This is a genomic window from Sphingobacterium sp. UBA5639 (assembly GCF_002421245.1).
Taxonomy (GTDB): Bacteria; Bacteroidota; Bacteroidia; order Sphingobacteriales; family Sphingobacteriaceae; genus Sphingobacterium; species Sphingobacterium multivorum.
Genome location: NZ_DIJR01000012.1, coordinates 188,365 through 214,585 on the forward strand (window position 1 = coordinate 188,365; position 26,221 = coordinate 214,585).

Sequence of the window (26,221 nt, forward strand, 5' to 3'; positions counted from 1 at the left end):
CTTTTAAAAATGAGAAAAAGTGGTTAAAGTAAAGTTTATTTTAACCACTTTTTTTTGCATTGTATAGACGCTATTCTAGTCTATTTTTTAAGTTTTTCAGACCCTGATCGAAGTCTTTATTCATATTCATAAATAAGTTCATAAAGTTCCATGGATAGGGCGATTTTCCTGAAATTCCCCAGGTCACCAAAGTTTGATTAGGCGAGATCTCTTTTAAGATGAAATAACCCTTGGCTGGTTCACCCATACCGAAATCGAGGGCCGTTTCAATTGTTTCGCCCTCGACGATTTTTGTAATGGTCTGTGAACCTTTACCGACTTTCTTACCATCCCAGCTGGATTTATAGCCGACTTACACCCTGTTCAGTTTTTTTCATTTGCGGGTCTGATAGTTGCCATACACCAAAGTTATCTTGGTTCTTAAGCATTTTCACGTAGTTGAACACTTCCTGCTTCGGCTTATTGATTGTTATCTCACTCTGGGCCGAGAAGTCTTTACTGACGAAGATTGCAGTAATTAAGGGAATAGCGATGATGATCGCCAAAACAATGAGGATTTTTTTTAGGATTTTCATAATCATGCATTCATATTGGTTTTCCTAATAAAGATAAAGGATAATCGGGATTTTTATTGGAAAAAACAGGAATATATTTAGCAATGAAAAAAGCCTCTTCCAATATTGAAAGAGGCTTTTTTGTAATCAAAGCGTAGCACTACTTTAATAGTTCTAAATGGGTGCTGATGCCAATTCTATTCCACGCATTTATGGTAATGATCGCCATAATAATCTGTGCAATCTCCTTTTCTTCAAATATTTCTTTTGCTTTTTGAAAAGTGCTTTCTGTCAAACCCTTTTGATGTATCAATGTGATCTCCTCTGTCATCTCCAACAAAATCTGTTCTTCCTTAGTGAATAGATTCGTTTCCCGCCAGGCATTTAATAAAAATATCCGTTGTGGCGTTTCACCATACTTCAGCGCATCCTTCGTGTGCATATCTAAGCAAAAGGCACAGCCATTGATTTGAGAAGCACGTATTTTTATGAGTTCCTTTTGAATTGGATTTAAAAAAATATCATTGAGATAGGTTTCCAATCCCATCATCGCCTTATAGGCTACCGCATCTACTTTTGCAATATTCAATCGTGTGTTCATTGTTTTAAGTTTTGATAAGACAAAGTTGCGATTAGTATACGCTAAAAAAATTAAACTGGTTTAAGAATGGAAATTTTACGTATGAAGACAAGCCTCCATTCAATCGATATACAGCTATAGTAGCCTAGTTTGATACAATCAGGTAATAGTTGTCGGGGTCACGCAGGATAAATTGATCCTTTAGCGAGTTCTCATTGTAATGTATATCTTTCTCTATGAATGCATTTAACAAAGTAGCGTTTTCGAAGATTTGCTGTAAATTGTCTACTCTAAAGAATAAAATAAATCCATTCCCCGCATGTTTTTGATCTTGCATAGTAGGGTGGTCGTGCTCACCCCATTTGTGTAAACAGAGAATGACAGTCCCGTTATCCGTGAGAATTTCAAATGTTTCGCCGCCATGTTGACTGGTACAGCCCAAAAGCTTTTGGTAGAATAGCGAGCTTTTGGAGACGCTCTTTACAGCAATTATGGGTTCTGTTCGTGTCATATGATTTTGAAAGGTTGAAAACTAATTAAAGAGGCCCAGCGATTTCTCTTTTACCAAGTCCAATATCATGCGATATGCTGCAACAGAGTTGCCATGTTGATCCAATGCTGGACTGTAGGCCCCTATACCCATTTTATTCGGTACACTTACTGTGATTCCGCCACCAACGCCCGATTTACTTGGAAGTCCGACAGTTCTGGCATATTCGCCACTAAATTCGTACATCCCTGCAATGAGCATTTGTGATTGAACTAGCTGAGATAGATCTGGGTTATAGTATTGCTTATTTCCATCATAGCGCACGCAATGATGGGCAAAAAAGAAACCTATTTTAGCCAGATCCTCCGCAGTTATCTCAATGGAGCACTGCTTAAAATAATTATTGAGTTTGTCTTCACCTTCACCATCAATGAGTCCATTGTTGCGCATCAGGTAGAACATGCCTCTGTTTCGATTTCCAGTCTCCCGTTCCGAATGGTATACAGATCTACTGTAATCGATTTTTTCATTATTCGTTATAAAGCGAATCATATCCCTTATTTTAACAAAAGGTTCCTCACCTGTTCCTTTAATAAGCGATGTCGTTAAAATGGCGCCGGCGTTCATCATCGGATTGAGCGGTTTACCCGATGTTTCCAAATTCGCAAAATGATTGAAGGGTTTATCTGTTCCATAGTATCCCATTTTATTAAAAACAACTTCCTCGCCATTTTCCAATACAGCAACCATCAAGGAAACAATTTTTGAAATACTCTGAATTGTAAATCTTTGTTGTACATCTCCGATACTAACGATTGTTCCATCACTATTTACCACCGAAAGTGCGATAGATGCTGCATTGGCTTTACTTAATTCCGGGATGTAATCAGCCACTTTACCTTCTTTGAATGATTGCCTATTTTTATCCAATATTTTATCCAATAGCGCTTTATCAATGATCGCGCTCTTAGTACTGCGCTGGTTTTGAATGTTGTTTTGAGCAAACGATACAGTAATTGATCCGGAACATATCAAACCTATAATACAGGCTACCAACCTGACATTTTTTCTCATTTTTTCAGTATTTGTTTGTTCCAAAGATAGGGAACAGTGTATTAAAAGAAAAGAGGTGCCAAATAAGTAACATTTTAGCACCTCCATCTAGTAGGTCATCCTTTAGGCTGCATTTGGAGCTGGATCAACATTCCAACCGGAAAGTATACCGCCATAGAAAAAGAAGGTGACGTAAAAATTCTTTTTGCTCACCTGATCAGTAACCAGGTATTTTTGAGTTACATCGTATGCATCTATTTTTTTATATTTTGATAATGCTATCGGGCTGGCAGCAGGATTTTCTGAGCGTACCAAATCTTGTATCTTTTGGTTGATTAATTTCATAATACCTTCTTTTTTGAAAGGATTATTTTCGATTTTCACATGTGCCGAATGGGTTAAAGTTCCATTATTTTGCGCTTTTTTAGCTTTCGCAGCAGCTGTATAGTTTTTAAATTTTTCCCTTATCTGCGGATCTTTTAAGCTATGGATGGTAAAAATAGAAATTCCCTGCGCACCATTATTTAGCGCCTCATCCATATCGGCAAATATTTCTTCATTATTTTTAGCCATCAATCCACAATATAGCGTCGTATTTGCTCCTTTATCGCGCACATTTTCTAATGTACAATCTCTAATAAAGCTTGGATCTTCTGTATAAAAATTGCTGTATACCATCGGAAAAACAACATCCAAATTCCACTTACCCCAATCTTGGCGCACCATACGAGAAGCCATTTTGGGAGTCGGAAATGGGGATGCAGCCATTGTTTTACCATGGGAGTGAACGATGTCTGCAATCATATTGGCGATATCGGTTATCTGATCGCAACGAAATTGGCGCCATTTTAGATCTTTCGATGGATCTTTTTGTGCTCTCGGATCATAACCATACTGTTTCTTGAACTTCGCTATTGCAATTGGATGGTAACCGTAATCCCAAGCTGGGTATTCACGATCTTGAACAATATTGTATTTAGGCCAAAGGGTTGTAGGGAGGACAACATCCACGTAGCGATTATAGTCAATAGAAATCCCCTCCAATCCCTCGACTTCACAATAGGATTCGATTTTTTTACGGATATACTCTTTTACTCCGGGCACAACAGGTGACAAAAATTTATAATAACCAACGTATGCAGTGGTATCTGCCAGACTTTTACCATTTCGATTGACGCTGAACCAATCCGGATGTTCTTGGAGTATTTTATCCCTGTCATGTTCCAAGTTCATCGTCCAAAGCCACGCGATAACTTGGATGCCATATTTTTTTGCAATGGGAATTGCTACCCGATACTCGTCTGGACTGGCGGCATTTAACATTACGCCATCGATTCCTAAATAATTCATCTCACGGCAAATTGAATCAAAGTTTGTTTTGGCGTTGTAATCTAGCCAAGTCCAAAACATGGCGGGTTTTTCTTTGTCAGCAGCGTGGCTTGTGGTTATTGAAAAACCCTGAATGATCAGGAGAAGCAGGCAAATAAAACATGTCTTGATTAATTTTTCTTTCATAATATTTATCGATTCTAAAAATTGCATACCATAATTTACGCGCGAAGTTTTCAGTGAGTTCAATGGCTCCTTAAAAGATCAATCTGCGAATTTGAAAATTAGATTAGTTTAATGTTCGTCCGTGAAATTACACAAAAACATGGAATTTACACGATACCATTTTAGAATCGGACTGGTTTTCTTACAGTTATTAAATTATATTAAAATAACAAAACATTTTCTAATGTTATCTGTTGTTACTACAATACCAAATCGAAGAAGTAACATTATTAACAACGAAAAGTAGGCCGGGCTACTCGCTAAGGCCAAATTGTTTTGATATGGAGAAACATTACATTCCACTCCTTATTGCGTGCTCACTATTGAATAACCTGGCCAACGGGCAAGAAGTAGGGACCGAACAACAAAGCAAAGTAGATTCTGTAAAACTAACCAAGGATGATACGATTTATCCCAAGCTTCAGGTAAAAGGTTTATTTCAGGCCAGATACCTTGTGAGTGGCACAAAAGATGTAGACGTTAATGGACTGCATCACAGTGATGGTTCTGGTACGGACAACAATTTTATGGTGAAGTATATGCGCGTTCAGATGCGTGCCCAAATTAGCAAACGCACAGAGGTGACAGTTTTGGCAAATCTCGCGGATTTTAAAAGCGATCCGAAAACAAAAGTTCTCGAAAATGCTTATTTGAAATATACATTTAGTCCCAAATTGGCGATTACAGTAGGCCAATTCCGTCCCTGGTTTGGTATTGAAGAGACTTATCCAATTGATATTATCAAATCATTGGATTGGTCCAATCAATATCTTGAGTTTGGCAAACTCGGCTGGGCAAGCTTTCAGATCGGCGTGGCAGCGACAGGTGAGACCACGCTTGGGGAAATGCCTTTTAGCTACTCGTTATCCGTGGTAAATGGAAATGGAAAAAATCAGGTAGTCGATAACGACAATGGCAAACAATATGCTACGCGTCTTGTCTTTGGCCTTTCGAAGAAGTATAGTGTTAACTTAGGGCTCAATGGGGGGATTGGCGAGGTTATGAAAAAACAGGTGCACGCATTGGGTGTTGATCTAACCGGAAATGTGAACTTTGGCAAGCGCTGGAATCTCGATATGCAGCTGGAAGCAAAACAGGCGATCAATCATAGCCTGTACTATTCGTTGGACGAGAGTGCTCGTAGCTCCAAATTGAGCGATTACCTTGTACGGGGTATTTATTTTCTTCCAAACTTAAGATACGAAGTAAATTATTTCAACCTAAGCGCTTTCGAGCTATCTTGCCGATATGAATACATTGATCCTAATTATAAACTAAATGCAAATGGACGTCAAACATACACACCGATGTTCGGTCTAGAATTTTTAAAAAATTATGGTGCAAGGATTCAGCTTGGTGTCCAGTTAGACCGGTATAAAAAGCAGACCGAAAATACCAGTGAATTCAATAAGAACTTATTTATTATTCAAGTGCAAAGTCGATTCTAATTTATTAAACCACGCTTATTATGAAAGAAATCAGTATTAAAAATATTGCCATCACTTTTCTTGTGGCACTCATTTTATGGTTTATCCCAATACCGAAAGGAGTCAGCCCAGAAGCTTGGCATCTCTTTGCTATCTTCGCAGCAACTATTCTTGGGATTATTTTAAAAGCAGCTCCAATGGGTACCATGTGTATGATGGCCATAGCATTTACTGCGCTGACACAAGTGTTGGCGCCCGGAGATGCTGGTAAATCCATTACCAAAGCTTTGACCGGTTTTGGCGACAAAGTTATCTGGCTGATTGGTATCTCTTTTTTTATTGCTCGCGGTTTCATAAAAACCGGTCTTGGCAATCGGATTGCATTTCTTTTCATTCGTGTTTTTGGAAAAAGTTCGCTCGGGTTAGCCTATGGATTGGGACTGGCAGACGTCTGTTTAGCTCCAGCAATCCCGAGCAATACGGCTCGAGGCGGTGGAATTATATATCCAATTATGAAATCCATGGCTATTAGTTTTGATTCCGTCCCCGATAAACCAGAGACACATCGGAAATTGGGATCCTATCTTACTTTAAATAGCTATTATATGAATCTTATCGCATCTTCGATGTTTTTGACTGGGACTGCCAGTAATCCAATGTGTCAAAAATTTGCTGCTAACCTGGGAATCGACATTACTTGGATGTCCTGGGCCATTGCGGGATTCATACCTGGTATTGTCGCCTTTTTTGTGGTACCGCTTGTTCTTTACAAATTATATCCGCCTGAATTAAAAAAAACAGGCGATGCGCCGAAGATGGCGGCACAGAAACTAAAAGAGATGGGGCCTATTTCGAGGAATGAGTGGTTAATGCTTTTGGCATTCTTTATCTTATTGGCATTATGGATCTTTGGTGGATCCTTTTCAATTGATGCTACAACGACGGCTTTTATAGGTTTAACGCTACTGTTACTAACCTCTGTGTTGACCTGGGAGGATGTTAAAGCAGAAAAAGGAGCATGGGATACGATTGTTTGGTTTGCTGTGTTGGTCATGATGGCCAGTTCATTAAACGAATTGGGATTCATCGGCTGGTTTAGTGATTTGATTAAAGTACAGATTGGTGATTTGAGCTGGCAAATAGCCTTTCCTGTCATTATTCTTGTTTACTTCTTTAGTCACTACATTTTCGCTAGCGCCACTGCCCATGTAGCAGCGATGTATGCCGCTTTGTTGGGTGTCGGTGTTTCTTTAGGCATTCCACCAATGCTGCTTGCGATGATGCTTGGATTTCTAGGCTCCATCTATGGTGTATTAACACATTATGGCCATGGCCCTGCACCGGTATTTTTCGGAAGTGGCTATGTTGATTTAAAATCATGGTGGTTGCGTGGATTGGAAATCGGTATCGTATTATTGGTGATTTACATGGGTGTTGGTGGATTGTGGATGAAGGTTATAGGTTATTATTAAAAATTAGGATCTTATTATGTTATCTACTTTGTCAAAAAAGATGCTCATGTGCCTGACTGGATTGTTTTTAGCGTTCTTTTTGCTGATTCACTTCCTAGGGAACTTACAGCTATTCTTGCCGCAGGAACAAGCACATTTACAATTTAATGCCTACTCACATTTTCTAGCGGGCAATATCTTGATCAAGATTATCTCTTATGTACTTTATGCCAGCATTATCCTTCATGCCTTAGATGGCCTTGTCATTACATTAAAAAATAAAAAGGAGGGAGCTGTTTATAAATCGGATCATCGCGGAAGAGCAAGCAAATGGTACTCGCGTAATATGGGAATTTTAGGTACTATAATTCTCATCTTTTTAGTTATCCATTTTCAGAATTTTTGGTATGTATACAAATTTGGTGCAACCCCGCTTGATGAGCGGGGGAACAAGGACTTATATGTTTTGGTCATCGCTGTCTTCCAACAATGGTGGTACGTCCTTATCTATGTATTATCTATGATAGCCTTGTGTTATCATCTTATTCACGGGATTCATAGCGCAATTCGAACCTTAGGATTATTTCATCCAAAATTTGTCAAATGGTTTAAGATCCTTGGCATTGGCTATTCGGTTATCATTAGTTTGGGCTTTGCCATGATGCCTGTTTATATATTCTTTACAGTAAACTAAAGCGGATAAATCATGATATTAAATTCAAAAATACCAGAAGGGCCATTGGATGAAAAATGGACACGCTATAAGAAGACTGCCAAATTAGTTAATCCCGCCAATCGCAAAAAATTGGATGTTATCGTGATTGGTACAGGGTTGGCGGGTAGTTCTATTGCAGCCTCCCTTGGCGAGATGGGGTATCAGGTGAAATCATTTTGTTTTCAGGACAGTCCGCGACGGGCGCATTCCGTCGCAGCGCAGGGCGGGGTAAATGCGGCAAAGAACTATAAAAATGATGGAGATAGCGTTTACAGAATGTTTGTTGACACCTTAAAAGGAGGGGATTTCCGTGCACGTGAAGCAAATGTATACCGCATGGCAGAATGCTCACTTAATTTGATCGATCAAGCTGTAGCCCAAGGAGTTCCTTTTGGACGAGAATACGGCGGCTATTTAAATAATCGCTCTTTTGGCGGCGTACAGGTAAGTCGGACGTTCTATGCAAGAGGCCAAACCGGGCAGCAGCTTCTTTTGGGCGCCTACCAGGCACTTATGCGCCAGGTAGGAAAGGGAACCGTGCAACTTTTTACACGACATGAGATGCTTGATGTTGTTGTTATCGATGGAAAGGCACGTGGTGTTATCGTACGTAATCTAGATACGGGCGATATTGAACGGCATGCGGCCCATACAGTTGTATTAGCAACAGGAGGTTATGGTAAAATATATTACCTATCGACCTTGGCTATGGGATGTAACGGTTCGGCAATCTGGCGCGCACATAAAAAGGGCGCATTAATGGCTTCTCCGAGCTGGATTCAGATTCACCCGACGTCCTTACCACAATCGGGCAGTTATCAGTCTAAATTAACCTTAATGTCGGAGTCTTTGCGCAATGACGGAAGAATATGGGTCCCCATGAAGGAAGGTGAGACGCGAGAACCCAACGCTATTCCGGAGGAAGAACGGGATTACTATTTAGAACGACGGTATCCCGCATTTGGAAATCTTGCCCCACGGGATATTTCCTCTCGGGCGGCAAAGGAACGGATCGATGCCGGCTTTGGGATTGGTCCACTCAAAAATGCTGTTTATCTTGATTTTGCGAAGGCTATCAGAGAACAGGGGAAACAGAAAATACAGGAAAAATATGGTAATCTATTTGACATGTATGAAAAGATTACGGGATATGATGCTTATAGCGTACCGATGATGATTTCACCGTCTGCACACTTTTCCATGGGCGGTTTATGGGTCGATTATGAGTTGATGACGAGTCTGCCAGGTTTATTTGCGCTTGGCGAAGCTAATTTTGCGGACCATGGTGCAAACAGACTTGGGGCAAATTCACTGCTTCAGGCATCTGTCGATGGCTATTTTATCGGTCCCTATACGATTGCCAATTATTTGGCAAACGATATTCATACGGGGAAAATTTCCACAGATCATATTGCGTTTGAACGTGCTGAAGAGGATGTTAGAAAACAAATCGACGTATTTTTGAAAATCAAAGGCAGTAAAACTGTGGATTATTTCCATAAAACACTCGGCAAAATACTCTATGACTATTGTGGGCTGGCACGTAATGAAAAAGGGCTTCGCTATGCTATTGAAGAAATTAGAAAGCTAAAACAAGAATTTTTCAAGGACGTTATTGTCAGCGGCCAGGCCGATACGTTAAATAGCGAACTGGAGAAAGCCGGACGTGTAGCAGACTATTTTGAGATTGGAGAACTGATGTGTTATGATGCATTGACGCGAAATGAATCCTGTGGAGCGCATTTTCGGGAAGAATATCAAACTGCAGACGGAGAGGCGCTACGTAACGATGCCGAATACCAATTTATTTCCGCTTGGTTATGGAAGGGAGAAAATGAAGAACCTGAGTTGGTCAAAGAACCGTTGACCTTTGAAGAAATACAACCAACTGTTAGGAGCTATAAATAAAATGAATGATTATGGATTTATATCTTAAAATATGGCGACAAAAGGATCGCAATGCTACAGGCAAATTAGTGACGTACACATTAACTGACCTAAATCCGCATATGTCTTTTTTGGAAATGTTGGATACTTTAAATGAACAGTTGATAACAGGAGGAGAAGAGCCCGTCGAGTTCGATCACGACTGTCGTGAAGGAATTTGCGGGCAGTGCGGAATGATGATTAACGGCATTGCACATGGGCCCCTTAAGCATACGACGACTTGCCAGTTACATTTACGTTCATTTAAAGACAAGGATACCATTACCATAGAACCTTTTCGTTCAGCCGCATTTCATATAAAAAAAGATCTGAAAGTGGATCGTTCCGCATTCGATCGAATTATTTCTTCTGGTGGATTTGTCTCTATCAATACAGGACAGGCTCCAGATGCAACAGCCATTCCTATTTCTCATGAATTAGCTGAATCGGCATTTGACTCGGCAGCCTGTATAGGTTGTGGTGCTTGTGTGGCGACGTGCAAAAATGGCAGCGCGGCCCTTTTTACCTCAGCAAAGATCACCCATATGGCACTATTACCACAAGGAAAGGAAGAGCGTAGTCAACGGGTATTAAATATGATCAAACAAATGGATAAGGAGTCCTTCGGTCATTGTTCAAATACAGAAGCGTGCGAGGTAGAGTGTCCACAAGGTATATCAGTACTGAATATCGCACGTATGAATTTTGAGTATAACAAGGCACTATTTTTTAAAAAGAAATAAAGACCAACGGTCGAAAAAAGTGGCACGATAGTTTCTTATATCGGATTTATAATAAAGACTGAAGCCATAAAAAGAGCGATACCGGATCGTTGAAGATGACTCACCTTATCCCTGAAAGTAGGGATTTGTAAGATTTTATGGTTAATAAATAGGTTTTTGTAGTAATTTTGAAAAAAGAAATTCATTAAGTTATAGCGATTGATATGAAGTGTAGTAGGTTGTTTGTGGTACTTTTCATTTGTAGTATAGTGTTTAGTGTAACCGCATGTAAGGATTTTTCAAACAAAGTCTTGGGAAAAGGCGAACTGAAGGACACACTTACGGAGAAATTGGTTGTTAAGGAAAAAATACCACATTTGTTGAATAGGTGGGATTCGCTTCAGAAAAATCAGATACACTTTACAGTAGATAGTCTACACCCTGTTCCGATCAAACAACAAAGACGTGAGCTAAAGGACTCCCTGCGGAAAGCATTTGATAAGCAACCAAAACATATTTATTTGACTTTTGATGATGGCCCATTAATTGGTAGTGCTTTTATTGATTCTATTGCGAAAGAAAAAAACATTAAAGTGAGTGTATTCTTGATTGGTAAACATGCGAATATGAGCAAAGGAAGAAAACGCGATCTTGCCCGTTATGAATCCAATCCACTTATAGCCTGTTATAATCACAGCTATACGCACGCAAACAATCAATATTCAAGATTTTATAGTAACCCCCAAAATGCTTTTGCTGATTTTGAAAAGAATGAAAAAGATCTCCATTTAAAACATAAAATTGTTCGGCTTCCAGGAAGGAATATTTGGATATATGATAATGTTCGTAAGATTGACCTTAAGAATGGATCCAGCACAGCCGATCTATTGCATAAGAACGGATATACAATTTATGGCTGGGATGTCGAGTGGCGGCTTAATAGCGTTACTGGTACGCCCATACAGAGCCAAGAGTCTACCTTGTCTCATATCCGAAATTATATGAACAACAAAAGCTCAATGGTACCTAATAATGTTGTTTTCTTAATGCATGATGATATGTTTCAAACGCGAAAAGGGCAGCAGGAGTTATCCACTTTAATTGATGCATTAAAAAAAGAAGGCTACCAGTTTGAATTGATGCAAGATTATCCGATTAAGTATTAGATAGGTTCGTCAGCTGTCATCTCATCAAAACCCATTTCTTTTGCAATCTGATGAGCACCAAGAATTAATTTACCGCCAATTCCCTGTCCTTGAAACTGAGGTAGCACAGCGACAGGAGCCAAGGCAAGAGAATCGGATGTTTTTTGATTCTCTTTATCGATAATCTTCACCTTTGTCAGGAGTATATAGCCTGCTATTTCTCCTTCAGCTTCAGCTACCATTGACAGTTGTGGTATAAATTCTGCTGTCCTTCTTAGTTTTTCTACTAAAATGTGCTCTTGATGATCGCTATACTGTTCGTTTTCAAAGGCGAGTCGGATCAGTTCGAATACAATCGTTGTGTCACTTGACTTTTCTGTCCTAATATTTACAGTCATAGTTTTTTTGTAGATACAACTATTTCTTCGCTATTAATAAAGCCGTTTTTGGCCCCATTATTTGTAGGTACATAGTTGTTTAGAAAAAATCAATTATAGATCTAATTATATAGGATAAATATGCGTATTAATATTTGAAAAATTGATAATATAGTTTCTAAATGATAAAAAGTACTTTTCCTCAGGACTTTCTATTTGCAGTGTTTTACTAGTTCTTTGATCTTGCGTTGAGTAGCAAAAGCGCTGGAAACAATTTTGAGAAAATGAATTTACAATTGATTTGTTTTTCAATAAATTATCTGATTACCAATCACTTAATAACAATAGTGTTAAATAGTGTAAAAATAACACTTGCAATGTATATTTATTTTCGTATTTTCATGTTAAATAAACAATTATAAATCGCCTCCAGTAGACACCTAAACCGATACGTCTTAGAGGTAAAAAAAATAACTAATTAAACACAAAATTTAAACAATTAAACAGTTTTTATGATTAACTGCCATTATTTCTCAAATCAATGGAAGAGAGCGTTTTGGACTGGATCATTGTGCTCACTAGTGGCCTTGAGTCCCCAAATCGTCGATGCTACAACCCTCGCAAGCTATGGAATTCTCTTTCAGCAGGAGCAAAGTGTTTCTGGAACGGTGCATGATGAATCTGGAATGCCAATTCCTGGAGTAACAGTTTCCGTCAATGGAACAAAGTTAGTAACTAAAACCGACGTTCAAGGTAGATACAAGTTAGACAAAGTCCCCGCAAGTGCGATTATTAATTTCCGGATGGTCGGCAAACAATCTATGGATGAAGCTGTAAAAGGAAGACAGACCATCGATATCACACTTCTTAATTCGGAATCGAATCTCGAAGAAGTCGTTGTTGTTGGTTACGGAAAGCAACGCAAAGAGACTGTCACCGGTGCCGTAGCCACTGTGAAGGGAAGCGATCTAGCACAATCACCGGCATTGAACGTTTCCAATGCATTAACAGGACGCGTCCCGGGCGTTACAGCAACCAACGGGAGCGCCGAGCCTGGCTACGATGGTTCCAATATCAAAATCCGGGGAACGAATACACTGGGTAATAGCAGTCCCTTAGTCGTTATTGATGGAGTTCCTGCGCGTGAAGGAGGAATTGATCGTATTAATCCCCGAGATATAGAAAATATCTCGGTTCTAAAAGATGCTTCTGCTGCTATTTATGGAGCCAGGGCAGCCAATGGGGTTATTCTCGTTACGACAAGAAGAGGAAAAACAGGAAAACCGCAGTTTTCTTATACGTTCAACCAAGGGTATTCCCAACCTACCGTTATTCCTAAATTAACAGATGCCTCCCAGTTTGCGGCAATTAGAAATGAACTCGAAATTTATAACCTCCCTGTTGAAGAATGGTCTGCTGCTTATACAGCGATCAACGAGAAAGGCAGTTACAATAAACAAGGTGGAGGAGTTTTGGATGCGCCGTTTAAACCAGAAGATATCCAAAAGTTCAAAGACGGATCAGATCCTTGGGGGCATCCCAATACTGACTGGTATAAAGCTACGCTAAAAAACTGGTCACCTCAACAGCGCCACAACCTCCAAATCAATGGCGGTACTGAGGATGTCAAGTATCTGATGTCTTTGGGGTATCAAAATCAGGATGCCTACTATAAAAATTCGGCTACAGGTTATAAACAGTATGACTTAAGGATCAATCTGGACGCCAATATAAGTCAGTATATCAAAACACAATTTGGTGTTTTAGGAAGACAGGAAAACCGAAATTTCCCCACCAAGAGTGCTGGCACGGTCTTTAGAATGCTGATGCGGGGAAATCCAACACAACCAGCAATATGGCCTAATGGAATGCCGGGACCAGATATCGAAAATGGCGAAAACCCCGTGGTAATTACGACCAATGCGACAGGTTACGATCACGATAAACGCTACTATTTTCAAACAAATGGTCAGGTTGAGATTACAAATCCCTGGATAGATGGTCTTAAATTAACACTTAATGCCTCTGTTGACAAATATGTAAAAAATCAAAAAACATGGGTTACACCCTGGACTTTGTATTCTTGGCAGGGCGCTTATGAGGCCGATGGCAGCACACCACAACTGGTTCCTGGAAGACGTGGGCCTGCCGATCCAAATTTAAACCAAAGCAATGAAGATCAACTGAATATCTTACTTGGTGGAATCTTAAGCTTTGAGCGGAAATTTGGTGACCATCAGGTAAATGCTATAGCCGGTATCAACAGAGAAACAATTGATAATGATAAATTCAGCGCGTATCGTCGCTATTTTCTTTCAAATGCGATCGACTATCTTTTTGCCGGTGGAGAACAGGAAAAAAATAACGATGGATCTGCATGGAAAAGAGCGCGGCTAAATTACTTTGGGCGATTTGGCTATAATTATAAAAGCAAGTATATCGCAGAATTCCTTTGGCGTTATGACGGATCGTATATGTTCCCTGAAAGTGAAAGGTTCGGTTTCTTTCCAGGTGCCATGGCGGGATGGGTCGTGTCGGAAGAGAATTTCTGGAAGGAAAATGTCCCTGTGATTAATTATTTCAAGATCCGTGCGTCATATGGCCAGATGGGTAATGACAACATCTACTATGATGATAAATTACAAGAATATCAATATTTTTCAACCTATTCCTTTGGTACTTATATCGTCAATGATAAGCTAGCCAAAACCCTTTTTGAAAGCCGTGTTCCTAATGAGATGATTACTTGGGAGGTTGCCAATAACTATAATTTAGGGTTTGATTTTCAATTTTTACAAGGAAAGCTGAATTTCGAGTTTGATATTTTTAAAAATCGCCGTAATTCCATTCTATGGAGAAAAAATGCGTCAATACCACAAAGTACAGGGATGACATTACCGGCAGAAAATATTGGCAAAGTGGATAACAAGGGTTGGGAATTTAACTTAGGTTATCGTGGCAAGGTGGGAGATTTGGGGTACACGGTTGGTGTGAATGGTGGTTATGCTAAAAACAAAATTATCTTCTGGGATGAAGCCCCGGGCGCCCCTGCATGGCAGCAAAGTACAGGTAAACCTATCAAAACGGATATTTATTATGTCTATGACGGCGTATTCCGTGACATGGAAGATATCGCCAACAATAAATTGGACTATAGTGCCATTACGAAAACTTTACGCCCTGGAGATATGAAATATAAAGATTTCAATGGTGACGGAAAGATTACCCCCGATGATAAAGTAAGACGAGACAAGAATAGTGACCCAACATTTCAGGGAGGTTTCAATTTTAGTCTGACCTATAAGGATTTTGACTTATCGGTACTATTTCAAGGAGCTACAGGAGGAGAGATACGTGTAGGAACGGATGAATCTGGATCTATCGGAAATTTTGTGGAAGAATTCTATGATAAACGCTGGAGCATCAGTAACCCAAGTAGCGTTTATCCACGTTTGACAGACCGTGGCAATCAATATTATTCTTATAACAATACCTATTGGATGCGGAGTACCGATTATTTGCGGCTTAAAAATGTGGAAATAGGATATAATCTGGCCTCAAGCATTTGTAGTAAAATTGGCATTGGTTCTTTACGTCTATATGCAAATGGCATGAATTTAATAACGTGGAGTAAGATCAAAATGTATGATCCAGAAGCCGTTAATGCATTAGGGCAATATTATCCGCAGGCAAGATTGATTAATTTTGGCGCATTATTATCGTTCTAACCAACTGTCATATTAAGAACTTAACGAAGAAGAAAAATGAAAAAAATTAAGAATATATCACTTATACTACTTGTACTTTCTGCATCATTACAAGCTTGTAATGATGATTTTGTGAGCACGAAGCCACTCAGTGAAGTTCCACAGGAGATCGTTTGGTCGGATGCTGGTTTGTCTGAGGCTTTCGTGACAGAAATCTATAACGGTTTTGGGGTAGGAGGCTTTTATGAGCAAGAAATGGCATCCATGACCGACGAAGCTTTATTTACACACCCTAATCGGGGCATAAATACCGTGACCGAATCTCGATCAAATCCAGCTGATCAAGGCTATATTATGGATACTTACGAATACGGTCGCATGTATACGCGCATCCGGGCAACTAACATTGCCATCTCCAATTTGAGTGCACCCAAGTTTGACAAAGCAAAAGCCGATAAGCTGTTAGGCGAAGCCTATTTCCTGCGTGGGTATTATTATCAACAGCTCTTACGCTTTTATGGTGGCATCCCCATCGATAATAAGATATATACATTGAACGATAAAGACTATATGGTTCCGAGGAATAGCTATGAGGAGTGTGTCAATGCCATCGTGAAAGATCTAGACAGCGCAGCTCTTTTGTTAAAGGGCAGTTCATCAACAAAGGGACGTGCAAATGAAACTGCAGTATTGGCCTTAAAATCAAGGGTATTACTCTATGCTGCCAGCGATCTCCACGATGCGGGTAAAGCCAAAGCAAAATCAACATTATTGTCAGGGTATAAAAATCCAGAATATCTAATGTACACGAGTGGCAATCAGGTGGAGCGTTGGACAAAAGCAAAGGCCGCAGCAAAAGCCGTACTGGATCATACAGAATTCGCCTATAAGTTAGACCTAACTCAACCCGCTTCGCCTAATGAGGGTACTGCCAACTATATGGCCGTATCGTTAGGAGGGGGGAGCAAGACAGTTGATTTTACAGCAGGAAAAGATATTATTCTGGGGAGATTCTTTATTGACGAAAAGGATGAACGTGGTGGCTGGGTAGGGCGAGACAACGGTCCAAATGGCTATCATAACTGGGCCGGAAATACACCGATACAACTCTTGGTAGACGACTACGAGACTATTGATGGCCAAAAATTCAGCTGGTCAAATCCTACTATGGCAGCCAGCCCTTATCAAAATCGTGACCCACGTTTAAAGGCAACAATTTTATACGACGGTGCGGATTGGAAACCTAGGACAGCTGATGTCGCTGAAAGAGATAAGGCGAATCAAATCCAAACAGGTCAATACGAAATAATGAATGCCAAAGGACAAAAGGTTATCCAATTTGGCCTTGACACAAGAAAAAGCCCGATTGAAGATTGGAATGGTTCACGGACAGGATATTATATTCGTAAATTTACAGATCCGGACCCTACAATGCAGGATCAAAACACAAGACAGCGCATTCCCTGGCCAATGTTTCGCTATACAGAGGCGATATTGAACTATGTAGAAGCATGTCTTGAATTAGGAGAAGAGAATGAAGCTAAAACATGGTTAAACAAAATCCGCTTTAGAGCTGGAATGCCTGCAATTCCAACCGCCGAAACCGGAGCGGCTCTAAAAGCACGTTATAGAAACGAGCGCCGTATTGAATTAGCCTACGAGGAGCATCGCTTCTTTGACGCGCGACGCTGGATGATAGCCGCGGAAACTATAGGTCGTAAAGCAAATATTATAAACATCACGGGAACCCTTAAGGCGGGTAAAAATGTAACTCTTTATCAATATAATCCCGATAACTACACCTATACCTATACGGTATCCAATATTGATCCAGGTATCGAAAATAGGAACTGGGATGACAAAATGTACTACACGTCTTTGCATCGCGATGAGGTTAATCGAAATACAAAATTGATCCAAAATCCAGGTTACTAGTATTTAAAGAAGCTGTCCAAATGTGCAGTGCCCCCAGAAAATGTCTAACTTTTTGGGGACACTGCATTTTTTTGGACAGCTTTTTTTGCGGCTAATTTTTAATACGTTTTGAATAGGTCCAATTTTAGTAACTATGCTGTATTGATAAGCGACAGGAATAAGTTTCAGTATATGCTGCTAGTGGCGGCAATATGCCTTAGATACCTATTGTGTTCGTACCTGCTTCGGACAAGCTTCGGAGCTCACCGGATAAGGATTAGCTATTGGCCAGTTCCTGACCAGTATTTTCCTGTTCGGAGACTGGTCAATGACTGTTCAGCATCTGTACGGAATCTATTGATGATCCGAAGAAAGTACGAAGCAGGTACGAAGCAAAGGGCTTCCCATTCGCTTATTGTTGCCATTTTTCACCGGATTTCACCATAGCTCTTTGGACAGGTTGAAACTTTATCTGCTATTCAAAAATAGTTTCCACAAAACAAGTGACAAACTTTTCGGACACACTGATTATATAATTACTTTTTCTGCTGACTTATATTAGGTAATAGCCCTGTAACTACTCCGATTAATGGAAGATAAGCACAGATATTAAATACATATTCGATTGAGGTTTGATCTGCAAGCCAGCCTAGAACTGCTGAACCAATTCCCCCCATACCAAAAGCAAAGCCAAAAAATAAACCAGCAATCATTCCGACCTTTCCTGGGATGAGTTCTGTCGCATAGACCAAGATAGCAGAGAATGCAGACGATATAATAAGACCTATTAAAATAGCGAGGATAATGGTTAGCCCTAGACCCACGTGTGGCAATAGTAATGTGAACGGAGCCGCTCCGAGAATCGATACCCAGATAATTAGTTTACGCCCATAGCGATCTCCCAATGGCCCCCCTAATATAGTTCCCGCAGCTACAGAAGCAAGAAATATAAATAAGTATATTTGAGATTCCTGAACCGAAACATGGAATTTATTGATCAAATAGAAGGTGAAATAACTGGTCATGGAAGCCATGTAAAAATATTTGGAAAAAATGAGTACCAATAAAATTACAAGTGCAAATACTACTTTTGATTTTGGCAGGTTGGCTTTTGAAGCACCAACAGCAGTTGTTTGTGTCTTAGGCTTGAGATGTATTTGATACCAATTACCGACATAAGTAAGAATCATAACGGCTACAATGGCCAATACGCCAAATACACCAATGTATTGTTGGCCCAAAGGGATCACAATAAGCGCTACAAGAAGGGGACCTATCGCACCACCAGCATTACCACCGACTTGGAAGATAGACTGGGCGAGCCCCTTTTTGCCTCCGGAAGCTAAATGAGCAACTCGAGAAGCTTCAGGATGAAATATAGATGAACCCATGCCAATAAGACTTACAGAAAGGAGAATGTAGATAAAGTTTGACGCAAAAGAAATGCATATCAATCCTGCTAAAGAGAAAAGCATACCGACAGCGAGTGATCGTGGTGTAGGGTTTTTATCTGTATACAAACCAACGAAGGGTTGCAAAATAGAAGCAGTAAGCTGAAAAACCAACGTTATAATACCAATTTGGGTAAAACTAAGCGCATAATTTGATTTTAACATGGGATATACTGCCGGGATGACCGACTGAATCAAGTCATTGAGCAAGTGTGAAAGACTAATCGCAAATAAAATCGGATAGACGGTTTCGGAGCTTTTCCAAGATCCACTCGGGTTTAAAGATTGTGTTTTCATAAAAGAAATATTCATCAGGTCATCTGATGTTTTAATTGATAAAAATAACGTATATTGAGATTGATGATTTGCATATGCTATAGGAAAATTACAGCTGTTGGATAATTCGGTTAGCAATATCAACAGCTTTTTTCACTTCTTTATCTTTGATTGCCAACATCAGTTCCTCGTGTTGCTGTTGTGAAGTTAAGAAGGGTACTGTATCCTTATAAATAGTCATGAAGAACTTATTGACATGTTCAGATAAAGTTGTATATAAAGCGGTCAAAATACTATTTCCACATGATTCAGCAATTGCACTGTGAAAGGCAATATCGGCATCCACGCACGCCATCAAATTTCCCATTTCGGCATATTTTGCTCTATTTTTGAGCGCTTGAGCCATATCCTTGAGGCCTTTCGAAGTACGATTTAAGGCAGCTTTTTCAATAATTCGCAATTCCAATACGTGTCTAACTTCAAAAATATCGTTAAAATTGGCTTTTTCAATTTTTGAATCAAGAGCATGATGACCTGTGCTACTTTTAACAAAAGTACCAAGACCTTGTTGTACATTGAGATAGCCTGATTGACTTAAATATTTGACCGCCTCACGAATGCTGGATCTGCCCACAGCAAATTGTTTCATCAATTCTGGTTCCGTAGGAAGTTTAGATTCTACCGGGAATTCACCTAATTTGATTTTTTCTTCTATTGCCGCGGCAACTTCCTCTGCCAAGGATCTTCGTACGATAGCTTCAGTCTTCATATAGTCATATCATCTGATGATTGCAAAGGTAGTAGAATTTTTTGAATTCTTATTTATTTTCAAAAATTTGATCAAACCAACCGAATATTGTTACGACTACATCAGATATTTATTACAGTGTTTACTGTGTTAAATTTATTGGCAGTTTTAGGTTAATTAACAGTGAGGCAGGTCCTCCAATGTATTTATCTAAAACTTAGTAACATGAAAAAATTAATGATGAGCGCCGTAGCCTTGGCTTTAATGTCATCTGCTACTTTTGCGAAAACGGGGCCAAAAGCGGCCGACAACAGCCTTGTTGAAAAATCAACGATTTACAAATCACAAACTGGAAAAGCTAATTTGAATATCGTGAGCGAAGCCAAAGAGATCAAGCTCGGAAAGTCTCGTACCCTATGTAGATTGACGATGAGTATCTATAATACAAGCGGTCAGTTGATCGAAACTCAGGTTCTCACGTACACCAGCTATGGAGCCAATGATATGTATTATAGCAGCTGTGGAGCATGGTTTAGTGCTACCATTCAGAATTATCAAAACTATTATGGTAATCCGAATCATTAAGTATCAATTAATCAAACAATGTAACGGGGCTAGTATGCCCCGTTTTCATTTTTCCACAATTCAACCAAAAGGAAACTTCTATTGGCGATCCTAATACGACAATGAAGATGCTACTGTATGCGAACATGCTATGGGGCTGACAGCTGATGATGTTAGAAAAGCGAGATACCGCTTAGTAAAAATAAATTGATCGTATTCGGNNCCGAATACGATCAATTTATTTTGGAATACTATTTCATAGCATTGTTTTACAGTGACTTATGGTTTTGGCAATAAAATTGGCATCAGCTGTCAATGAAGAATTACAAAGAAGCCAGCAAGAGATAGGAGAGGCGCTTCGTATCACCATTTAAACGATCATAAATAAAATGAAAGCTTCACCAATTACTGGAATTTTTGCGATACTAGTGTCAACCGCATTTGCTCAAACGACCCCTCAAAAAATAAAGGAGATTTCTCATGTCGAATCCAGTCTCATACCGCCTGTTCGTTTTGAGGGTGAGCCGGCCTGGAATATTAAATCGCGCATGGAATTTTATCAGGTTCCAGGTGTAAGCATCGCCGTGATAAAAAACGCTGAAATATTATGGAGCAAAACGTATGGTTTTGCCGATCTCGATTCGAAAACACCAGTTAGGTCAAACACCTTATTTCAGGTGGCGTCCATGAGCAAGCCCGTAAGTGCATACGCTGCATTGAAGGAAGTGGAGCTTGGCAAGTTGGCATCCAATGCCGATGTGAATTTATACCTGAAATCCTGGAAAATACCCGAAAATAATTGGACCAGAGCGAAAACTGTTACACTCAAAAATATCATTAGCCACACTGCCGGACTTACCGTAAGTGGGTTCCCGGGCTATCGGACAACAGACCCAATTCCTACAGCGGTAGAAGTACTGAGTGGTCTAAAGCCTGCTAATACACCTATGGTGTATGTTGATAAACTTCCTGGCTTAAATTTTCGGTATTCAGGCGGTGGCTATACCGTACTTCAACAGATGCTCGTTGATATTGAAGGGAAAGATTATAGTAGCATAATGGAAGAAAAGGTACTCTCACCTTTGGGTATGAAAAATAGCACTTTTGCCCAGCCTCTTCCTGAGTTGAACAAACAATTTGCGGCGACGGCTTATACTGTAGATGGTAAAAAAGTCGAAGGAAGATATCATGTCTACCCAGAGCAGGCGGCTGCTGGCTTGTGGTCAACAGCAGAAGATTACGCTAGATTCGTGATCTATATTCAACGGACCTTAAATGGCAAAAGTAGTACTATAATTTCCAAGAAGATGGCCGAAGAATTCACAAGCCCCTATATTGAACCTATTATAGGATTAGGTGTCTTTCTGGAAGATTACGACGGTTCATCTTATTTTTGCCATGGTGGATGGAACGAAGGCTTTAGCTCCTATTTTGTTGGAAATAAAACAAGCGGTGATGGCGTAGTTATTCTTACAAATACAAACAAACCTGAATTTATCAACGAACTTGTCCGAGCGGTTGCATTAACCTATCAATGGCCCAATTACCTGGCCCCAATAAATAAAATTTTGCCGCTCAGTTCTCAAGAACTGAATGTCAATAGTGGACGTTATCGATCTGGCAAATACGGTGTTATAAGGGTCTATAGTCAGAGTGGCAAGCTTATGTCAGTCCAAAATCTAGACAAGCCTGTAGAGTTGGTTAAAGTGTCGGCAAATACTTTTGTTATGCGAGATCGAAACGTGAACGTAGTATTTTCAAAGGATACCGAAAGCGGTCAATATGAGCTTGTACAGGTTTTGCGTGATAAAAAGATTTATTCCAAAAATCCGAAAGTCAATGCAAATGACCGGACTCCACTAGAGCTTATTTTAGAAGCAAATTTCAAGGATGGATTAAAAGCTTTTCAAAAAGCAAAAGAACAGGATAGTGACGATGAGTTGCTTTCAGAAGGTTTCCTGAACGGTGCAGGTTATGAATTGCTCAATCAGCATAAAATAAACCAAGCTATTGACATATTTAAGGTGAATACGGTGCTATATCCTAAAAGTGAAAATGTTTATGATAGTTTAGCGGAAGCCTACCTGAAATCTGGACAAATAGATAGTGCCAAGAAGAACTATCAAAAAGTTCGCGAAATTAATCCTAAAAACGAAAGAGTAAGTAAGATTTTAGAAACGTTATAACACAAATATAATGAGCCATATTTTTGTTAATTTGCGAGCATGTCAAATCAAGCTAATAATTATCGATTGTTTTCCAAAGAAATTCTCTCACTTTGGAAGAGCCAGGATGTATCATATGTTAAAGTAGAAGAATTATCCATTGTTGAAGGAATCACTTTTTTTGAACTTATACCAGATTCCGAACTTTTGGATGAAGGTGGGGTAGAAACACTCTATGCCATAGATTCTGAAGATGTAGCGGATATGTTGGTGTTTAGCAAATCTATTCGTTTTGTTGTTCACGACATTTATTTGGATGAAGACTAATAAATTAGTTATTTATGATCGACAATTCAATCTGCATTGTCGATCATTAATGTACGGCAGTAGGCTGAGCTAGGGATAAATTAGCTTCTCATATTCAACCTTTCTTCCTGAAGATCTAACAAACGAAGGTGTTTGCGGATGATCTCTTCGTCCAATAAAAGTTCTTCGCGGTTTTTATTGATAAGCCAAATTCGCTGTGTTTCAAGGATATCGATATAGATTTTACGGTATTCGGCATAATTAATGATAATCTCGGAGCTCCGCAATTGATTTTCATACTTCTGTAGTTGATCCTTTAAGGTCGGAAAACTTTCAACTTTGTCCGCGTAATCATTACGAATCTTGTCAACGGCGACTTGAGCCAATCTATTCTGAATTTCATAATCGATCTCCTTTTCACTTCTTACAAAATCTCTATCTACTAATTTGATTTTCCTCAAGATAAAAGGGAGGGTCAACCCTTGAACAAGTAAGGTTAACAGAATCACAACAAATGTGATGAAAAGAATGAGATTCCTTTGAGGAAAAGGAGTTCCGTCGGCCAAAGTTAATGGGATAGATAGCGCTGCTGCCAAAGAAACGACGCCACGCATTCCAGTCCATCCGATAATCATTGGCGTTTGCCAACCGGGCGATTGAGCGTCTGCAACCGTTATAAAATTTCTCATGATCAAGGTCGTAATTACTGCAGCATACCCTGCAAAAATTCGTACAAGAATAAGGACTATTGTAACGGCGACGCCATAGCCAATAGCAGTGGAGATATTGGTATCACCCAATCCAGATACAATTTCCGGTAAATCTAATCCGATAAGCATAAAGACAATGCCATTCAGCAGAAAGCAAAAGCTTTCCCATACGGTTACTGTCCGGATTCGAGATGCACTGCTTAAAAAATCGTGACTACGATACGAGAGAAATAAGCCGCCACTGACAACCGCAAGAACCCCAGAAGCATGAAGTTGTTCTGCGATCAAATACATCGAGAAAGGTGCAATAAAAGTTAGCAATATGTCTGTATTGGAATCGGTTGGTAAAAGTTTATGCATTTTCAGAAAAACATAGGCAATTGTAAGTCCGATTCCCACTCCGCCAATACACATCCAAATAAAGCTCCCGGCCGCTTGGTACCATACATACTGCCCAGTAGCAGCAGCAATCATTGCAAAGCGAAAAATTATTAGTGAGGAAGCATCATTCAACAAACTTTCACCTTCCAATATGGACGCCAGCCTTTTGGGTACCTTCACGAATTTTAAAATTGCACCGGCACTAACCGCATCAGGAGGGGAAACTATTCCACCCAATAGAAAACCGAGAGCTAAGGAGAATCCCGGGATAAAATAGTTGGCAAAAACGGCAACGGACAATGCTGTAAAAAAGACCACAACAAAGGCAAAGCTGAAGATAATCCGGCGCCATCGCCAGAGTTCTTTCCAGGAAGTTGACCAAGCTGCCTCGTAGAGGAGCGGCGGTAAAAAAATAATGAATATCAATTCGGGTTCTATCTTTATAGGGGGAACTCCCGGGATAAAACTTATTACAAGTCCCGCTAATACGAGTAAAACAGGGTATGCAACCTGAATTTTTCTCGCCAGCATGATCAACATCGTAATTAGTAGGACTAAAAAAAGGTAAAACTCAAAATTCTCTAACATATGTAAATTTTAGGTATATAAATATAGATCAAATTTCTAGAAATATTTAAACTAGCTTGGCGGTATTCATGGTGGTAGATCTTCCTAAATTAGTTAAAGTTTGTCTTTCTCATAACCCACGATCTAAAATATGAGATGGCATTATTATAAAGAAAGGCCCGTCTTTGAGAAGTTTTACTTAAAATATAGTTTCAATAACAGTATAGGACAATACTCTAGGAATAACAACCCGAAGCTGTTCGAATACAACGATAAGTAGCATAATTACAACTAGAGGTATTTCCCTTTTCGCGATAATTACAGATTAGCCTCAATATATTTGTAAAGTTGAACATCATCAATAAACAATAATTATGGATAACAAAACATTAGGTAATAATATTGCCAAAGTGCGGAAAGAGCGAAATATGTCGCAAGCACAGCTTGCTGAACTTTTATTCGTCAGCCCCCAAGCAGTTGGAAAATGGGAGCGGGGAGAGTCTTTACCAGACTTTTTAACACTACATAGACTTGCGGAAATATTCGCAGTCGATCTAAACTACTTCGCCGAAAATTCGAAATTAGGAGATAGCGTAGCAAGTCAAAAGGTGGTCATTGGCACTTTAGATGACACGAAAGGAAATTCTCTGGAAGAGGCAAAATTTTCTGATACGGGACAAAAGCCGCTACTGACAGATTTTAGCGGTAACACGCTAGCCGAAACTGATTTTTCTGGCGTAAATGCGCCAAAGAGAAAATTTCTCGGAAGTGAGCTGCGTGGCACAGACTTCAGTACAGCAGATTTCACGGCAAGCATTTTTAAAGGAAGTGATATCCGCGATGCTAATTTTGATTCGTCGAACCTTACGGACTGTACATTTTCTGCTAGTAATATGACGAACGCAAATTTCAACAAGACCGTTCTCGCACGTACAGAATTTTATGCGTCGGAGTTGAACAATGCTAGATTTAATAGTATAAAGCTGACAGATGTCAAATTTACGGCGTCGGATCTCAGAAAAACCATTTTTGAACACTGTGAGTTCAATGGTGTTTGCTTTAAGTCCTGTGATATGAAAGGCATAAGCTTTGATGGGCAAGTATTTGTCGACGTAAAATTCGATAATGCAGACCTAGCAAACAGTTCATTTAGAGGGGTTATTCTTAGAAATGTTTCCTTTCGGCCCACGTTTGCGCTTACCAATAAATATTATAAGAGTATTAAAACAATCGATTTTGACGGGGCCTCAATGGACAAATTAACCTACGCAGCTCTTAAGGGAGTAGGCGTATCGCTTGAGAATATTGTGCTCTTATAAACAACACGATACAAATAGAAGGCATGGTTCTGCAAGTATGAACCATTGCCTAAGTGTAGGTGCCATACCAATGAAATCCATCAATTCCGGGAAATTAAATTAGGAGAGTCGTCAGCGCA

23 protein-coding genes are annotated in these 26,221 nt (G+C 39.6%); 12 read left to right on the forward strand and 11 right to left on the reverse strand.

Features of this window, described 5'->3' with window-relative positions:
• Positions 1-70: 70 nt before the first annotated feature.
• The 6 genes from B4Z90_RS09240 to B4Z90_RS09265 all read right to left on the reverse strand — a co-directional run bounded on the left by B4Z90_RS09240 (position 71) and on the right by B4Z90_RS09265 (position 4,192).
• Positions 71-247, reverse strand: a complete 177-nt coding sequence (locus B4Z90_RS09240) for a hypothetical protein (RefSeq protein WP_286802031.1) — start codon at positions 245-247, stop codon at positions 71-73.
• 94 nt (positions 248-341) lie between these two features.
• Entirely contained in the window at positions 342-575 is a 234-nt protein-coding gene (locus tag B4Z90_RS09245) for a hypothetical protein (RefSeq protein WP_286802032.1), read from the reverse strand.
• Positions 576-714: 139 nt separating this feature from the next.
• The gene (locus B4Z90_RS09250; RefSeq protein ID WP_115048720.1) at positions 715-1,155 is read right to left on the reverse strand and encodes a carboxymuconolactone decarboxylase family protein; all 441 of its coding nucleotides are present in this window, start codon (positions 1,153-1,155) and stop codon (positions 715-717) included.
• A 124-nt stretch (positions 1,156-1,279) separates the two neighbouring features.
• Entirely contained in the window at positions 1,280-1,645 is a 366-nt protein-coding gene (locus tag B4Z90_RS09255; protein WP_070564049.1) for a glyoxalase, read from the reverse strand.
• Between the two features lie 21 nt (positions 1,646-1,666).
• Entirely contained in the window at positions 1,667-2,698 is a 1,032-nt protein-coding gene (gene glsA / locus B4Z90_RS09260) for a glutaminase A (protein WP_070564052.1), read from the reverse strand.
• Positions 2,699-2,800: 102 nt separating this feature from the next.
• Positions 2,801-4,192, reverse strand: a complete 1,392-nt coding sequence (locus B4Z90_RS09265; protein ID WP_070564513.1) for a hypothetical protein — start codon at positions 4,190-4,192, stop codon at positions 2,801-2,803.
• Positions 4,193-4,512: 320 nt separating this feature from the next.
• Here B4Z90_RS09265 and B4Z90_RS09270 point away from each other — a divergent pair, with 320 nt between their 5' ends.
• From B4Z90_RS09270 to B4Z90_RS09295, 6 genes are all read left to right on the forward strand, one after another.
• Positions 4,513-5,679, forward strand: a complete 1,167-nt coding sequence (locus tag B4Z90_RS09270) for a porin (protein ID WP_286802033.1) — start codon at positions 4,513-4,515, stop codon at positions 5,677-5,679.
• 20 nt (positions 5,680-5,699) lie between these two features.
• Positions 5,700-7,130, forward strand: a complete 1,431-nt coding sequence (locus B4Z90_RS09275) for an anion permease (RefSeq protein ID WP_046673349.1) — start codon at positions 5,700-5,702, stop codon at positions 7,128-7,130.
• Between the two features lie 16 nt (positions 7,131-7,146).
• On the forward strand, positions 7,147-7,803 hold the full coding sequence (locus B4Z90_RS09280) for a succinate dehydrogenase cytochrome b subunit (protein WP_070564055.1): 657 nt from the start codon (positions 7,147-7,149) through the stop codon (positions 7,801-7,803).
• A gap of 12 nt (positions 7,804-7,815) precedes the next feature.
• A complete protein-coding gene (locus tag B4Z90_RS09285) occupies positions 7,816-9,732 on the forward strand; it encodes a fumarate reductase/succinate dehydrogenase flavoprotein subunit (RefSeq protein ID WP_115048718.1) in 1,917 nt (638 codons plus the stop codon).
• 11 nt (positions 9,733-9,743) lie between these two features.
• Positions 9,744-10,493 (forward strand): succinate dehydrogenase/fumarate reductase iron-sulfur subunit, encoded by a 750-nt coding sequence (locus tag B4Z90_RS09290; protein ID WP_046673445.1) that lies wholly within the window; start codon positions 9,744-9,746, stop codon positions 10,491-10,493.
• 290 nt (positions 10,494-10,783) lie between these two features.
• Entirely contained in the window at positions 10,784-11,638 is an 855-nt protein-coding gene (locus B4Z90_RS09295) for a polysaccharide deacetylase family protein (protein WP_236590847.1), read from the forward strand.
• On the opposite strand, the gene B4Z90_RS09300 is transcribed toward B4Z90_RS09295, so the two are convergent.
• On the reverse strand, positions 11,635-12,015 hold the full coding sequence (locus B4Z90_RS09300) for a GNAT family N-acetyltransferase (RefSeq protein ID WP_115048716.1): 381 nt from the start codon (positions 12,013-12,015) through the stop codon (positions 11,635-11,637). The genes B4Z90_RS09295 and B4Z90_RS09300 overlap by 4 nt on opposite strands.
• Positions 12,016-12,506: 491 nt before the next feature.
• Here B4Z90_RS09300 and B4Z90_RS09305 point away from each other — a divergent pair, with 491 nt between their 5' ends.
• Positions 12,507-15,722, forward strand: a complete 3,216-nt coding sequence (locus B4Z90_RS09305) for a SusC/RagA family TonB-linked outer membrane protein (RefSeq protein ID WP_159332945.1) — start codon at positions 12,507-12,509, stop codon at positions 15,720-15,722.
• 36 nt (positions 15,723-15,758) lie between these two features.
• Complete coding sequence (locus B4Z90_RS09310; RefSeq protein ID WP_115048712.1) at positions 15,759-17,636, forward strand: RagB/SusD family nutrient uptake outer membrane protein; 1,878 nt, start codon at positions 15,759-15,761, stop codon at positions 17,634-17,636.
• Between the two features lie 260 nt (positions 17,637-17,896).
• Here B4Z90_RS09310 and B4Z90_RS09315 read toward each other — a convergent pair whose 3' ends face one another.
• The 3 genes from B4Z90_RS09315 to B4Z90_RS09325 form a co-directional block, all read right to left on the reverse strand.
• On the reverse strand, positions 17,897-18,040 hold the full coding sequence (locus tag B4Z90_RS09315) for a hypothetical protein (RefSeq protein WP_159332944.1): 144 nt from the start codon (positions 18,038-18,040) through the stop codon (positions 17,897-17,899).
• Positions 18,041-18,151: 111 nt separating this feature from the next.
• Positions 18,152-19,363: an MFS transporter gene (locus B4Z90_RS09320; RefSeq protein ID WP_286802034.1), complete on the reverse strand. Its 1,212-nt coding sequence runs from the start codon at positions 19,361-19,363 to the stop codon at positions 18,152-18,154.
• 88 nt (positions 19,364-19,451) lie between these two features.
• Positions 19,452-20,111 (reverse strand): FadR/GntR family transcriptional regulator, encoded by a 660-nt coding sequence (locus B4Z90_RS09325; protein ID WP_112374116.1) that lies wholly within the window; start codon positions 20,109-20,111, stop codon positions 19,452-19,454.
• Between the two features lie 204 nt (positions 20,112-20,315).
• Between B4Z90_RS09325 and B4Z90_RS09330 the strand changes: the two genes are divergently transcribed.
• The 3 genes from B4Z90_RS09330 (at position 20,316) to B4Z90_RS09340 (ending at position 23,146) form a co-directional block, all read left to right on the forward strand.
• Complete coding sequence (locus tag B4Z90_RS09330) at positions 20,316-20,675, forward strand: hypothetical protein (protein ID WP_046673355.1); 360 nt, start codon at positions 20,316-20,318, stop codon at positions 20,673-20,675.
• A 368-nt stretch (positions 20,676-21,043) separates the two neighbouring features.
• Entirely contained in the window at positions 21,044-22,840 is a 1,797-nt protein-coding gene (locus tag B4Z90_RS09335) for a beta-lactamase family protein (RefSeq protein WP_286802035.1), read from the forward strand.
• Positions 22,841-22,879: 39 nt separating this feature from the next.
• Positions 22,880-23,146 (forward strand): hypothetical protein, encoded by a 267-nt coding sequence (locus B4Z90_RS09340; RefSeq protein WP_046673356.1) that lies wholly within the window; start codon positions 22,880-22,882, stop codon positions 23,144-23,146.
• 80 nt (positions 23,147-23,226) lie between these two features.
• Here the strand turns inward: B4Z90_RS09340 and B4Z90_RS09345 are convergent, their stop codons facing one another.
• A complete protein-coding gene (locus tag B4Z90_RS09345) occupies positions 23,227-24,804 on the reverse strand; it encodes a Na+/H+ antiporter (RefSeq protein WP_115048708.1) in 1,578 nt (525 codons plus the stop codon).
• A 353-nt stretch (positions 24,805-25,157) separates the two neighbouring features.
• Here B4Z90_RS09345 and B4Z90_RS09350 point away from each other — a divergent pair, with 353 nt between their 5' ends.
• Positions 25,158-26,102 (forward strand): pentapeptide repeat-containing protein, encoded by a 945-nt coding sequence (locus B4Z90_RS09350; RefSeq protein WP_112374120.1) that lies wholly within the window; start codon positions 25,158-25,160, stop codon positions 26,100-26,102.
• Positions 26,103-26,221 lie beyond the last annotated feature (119 nt).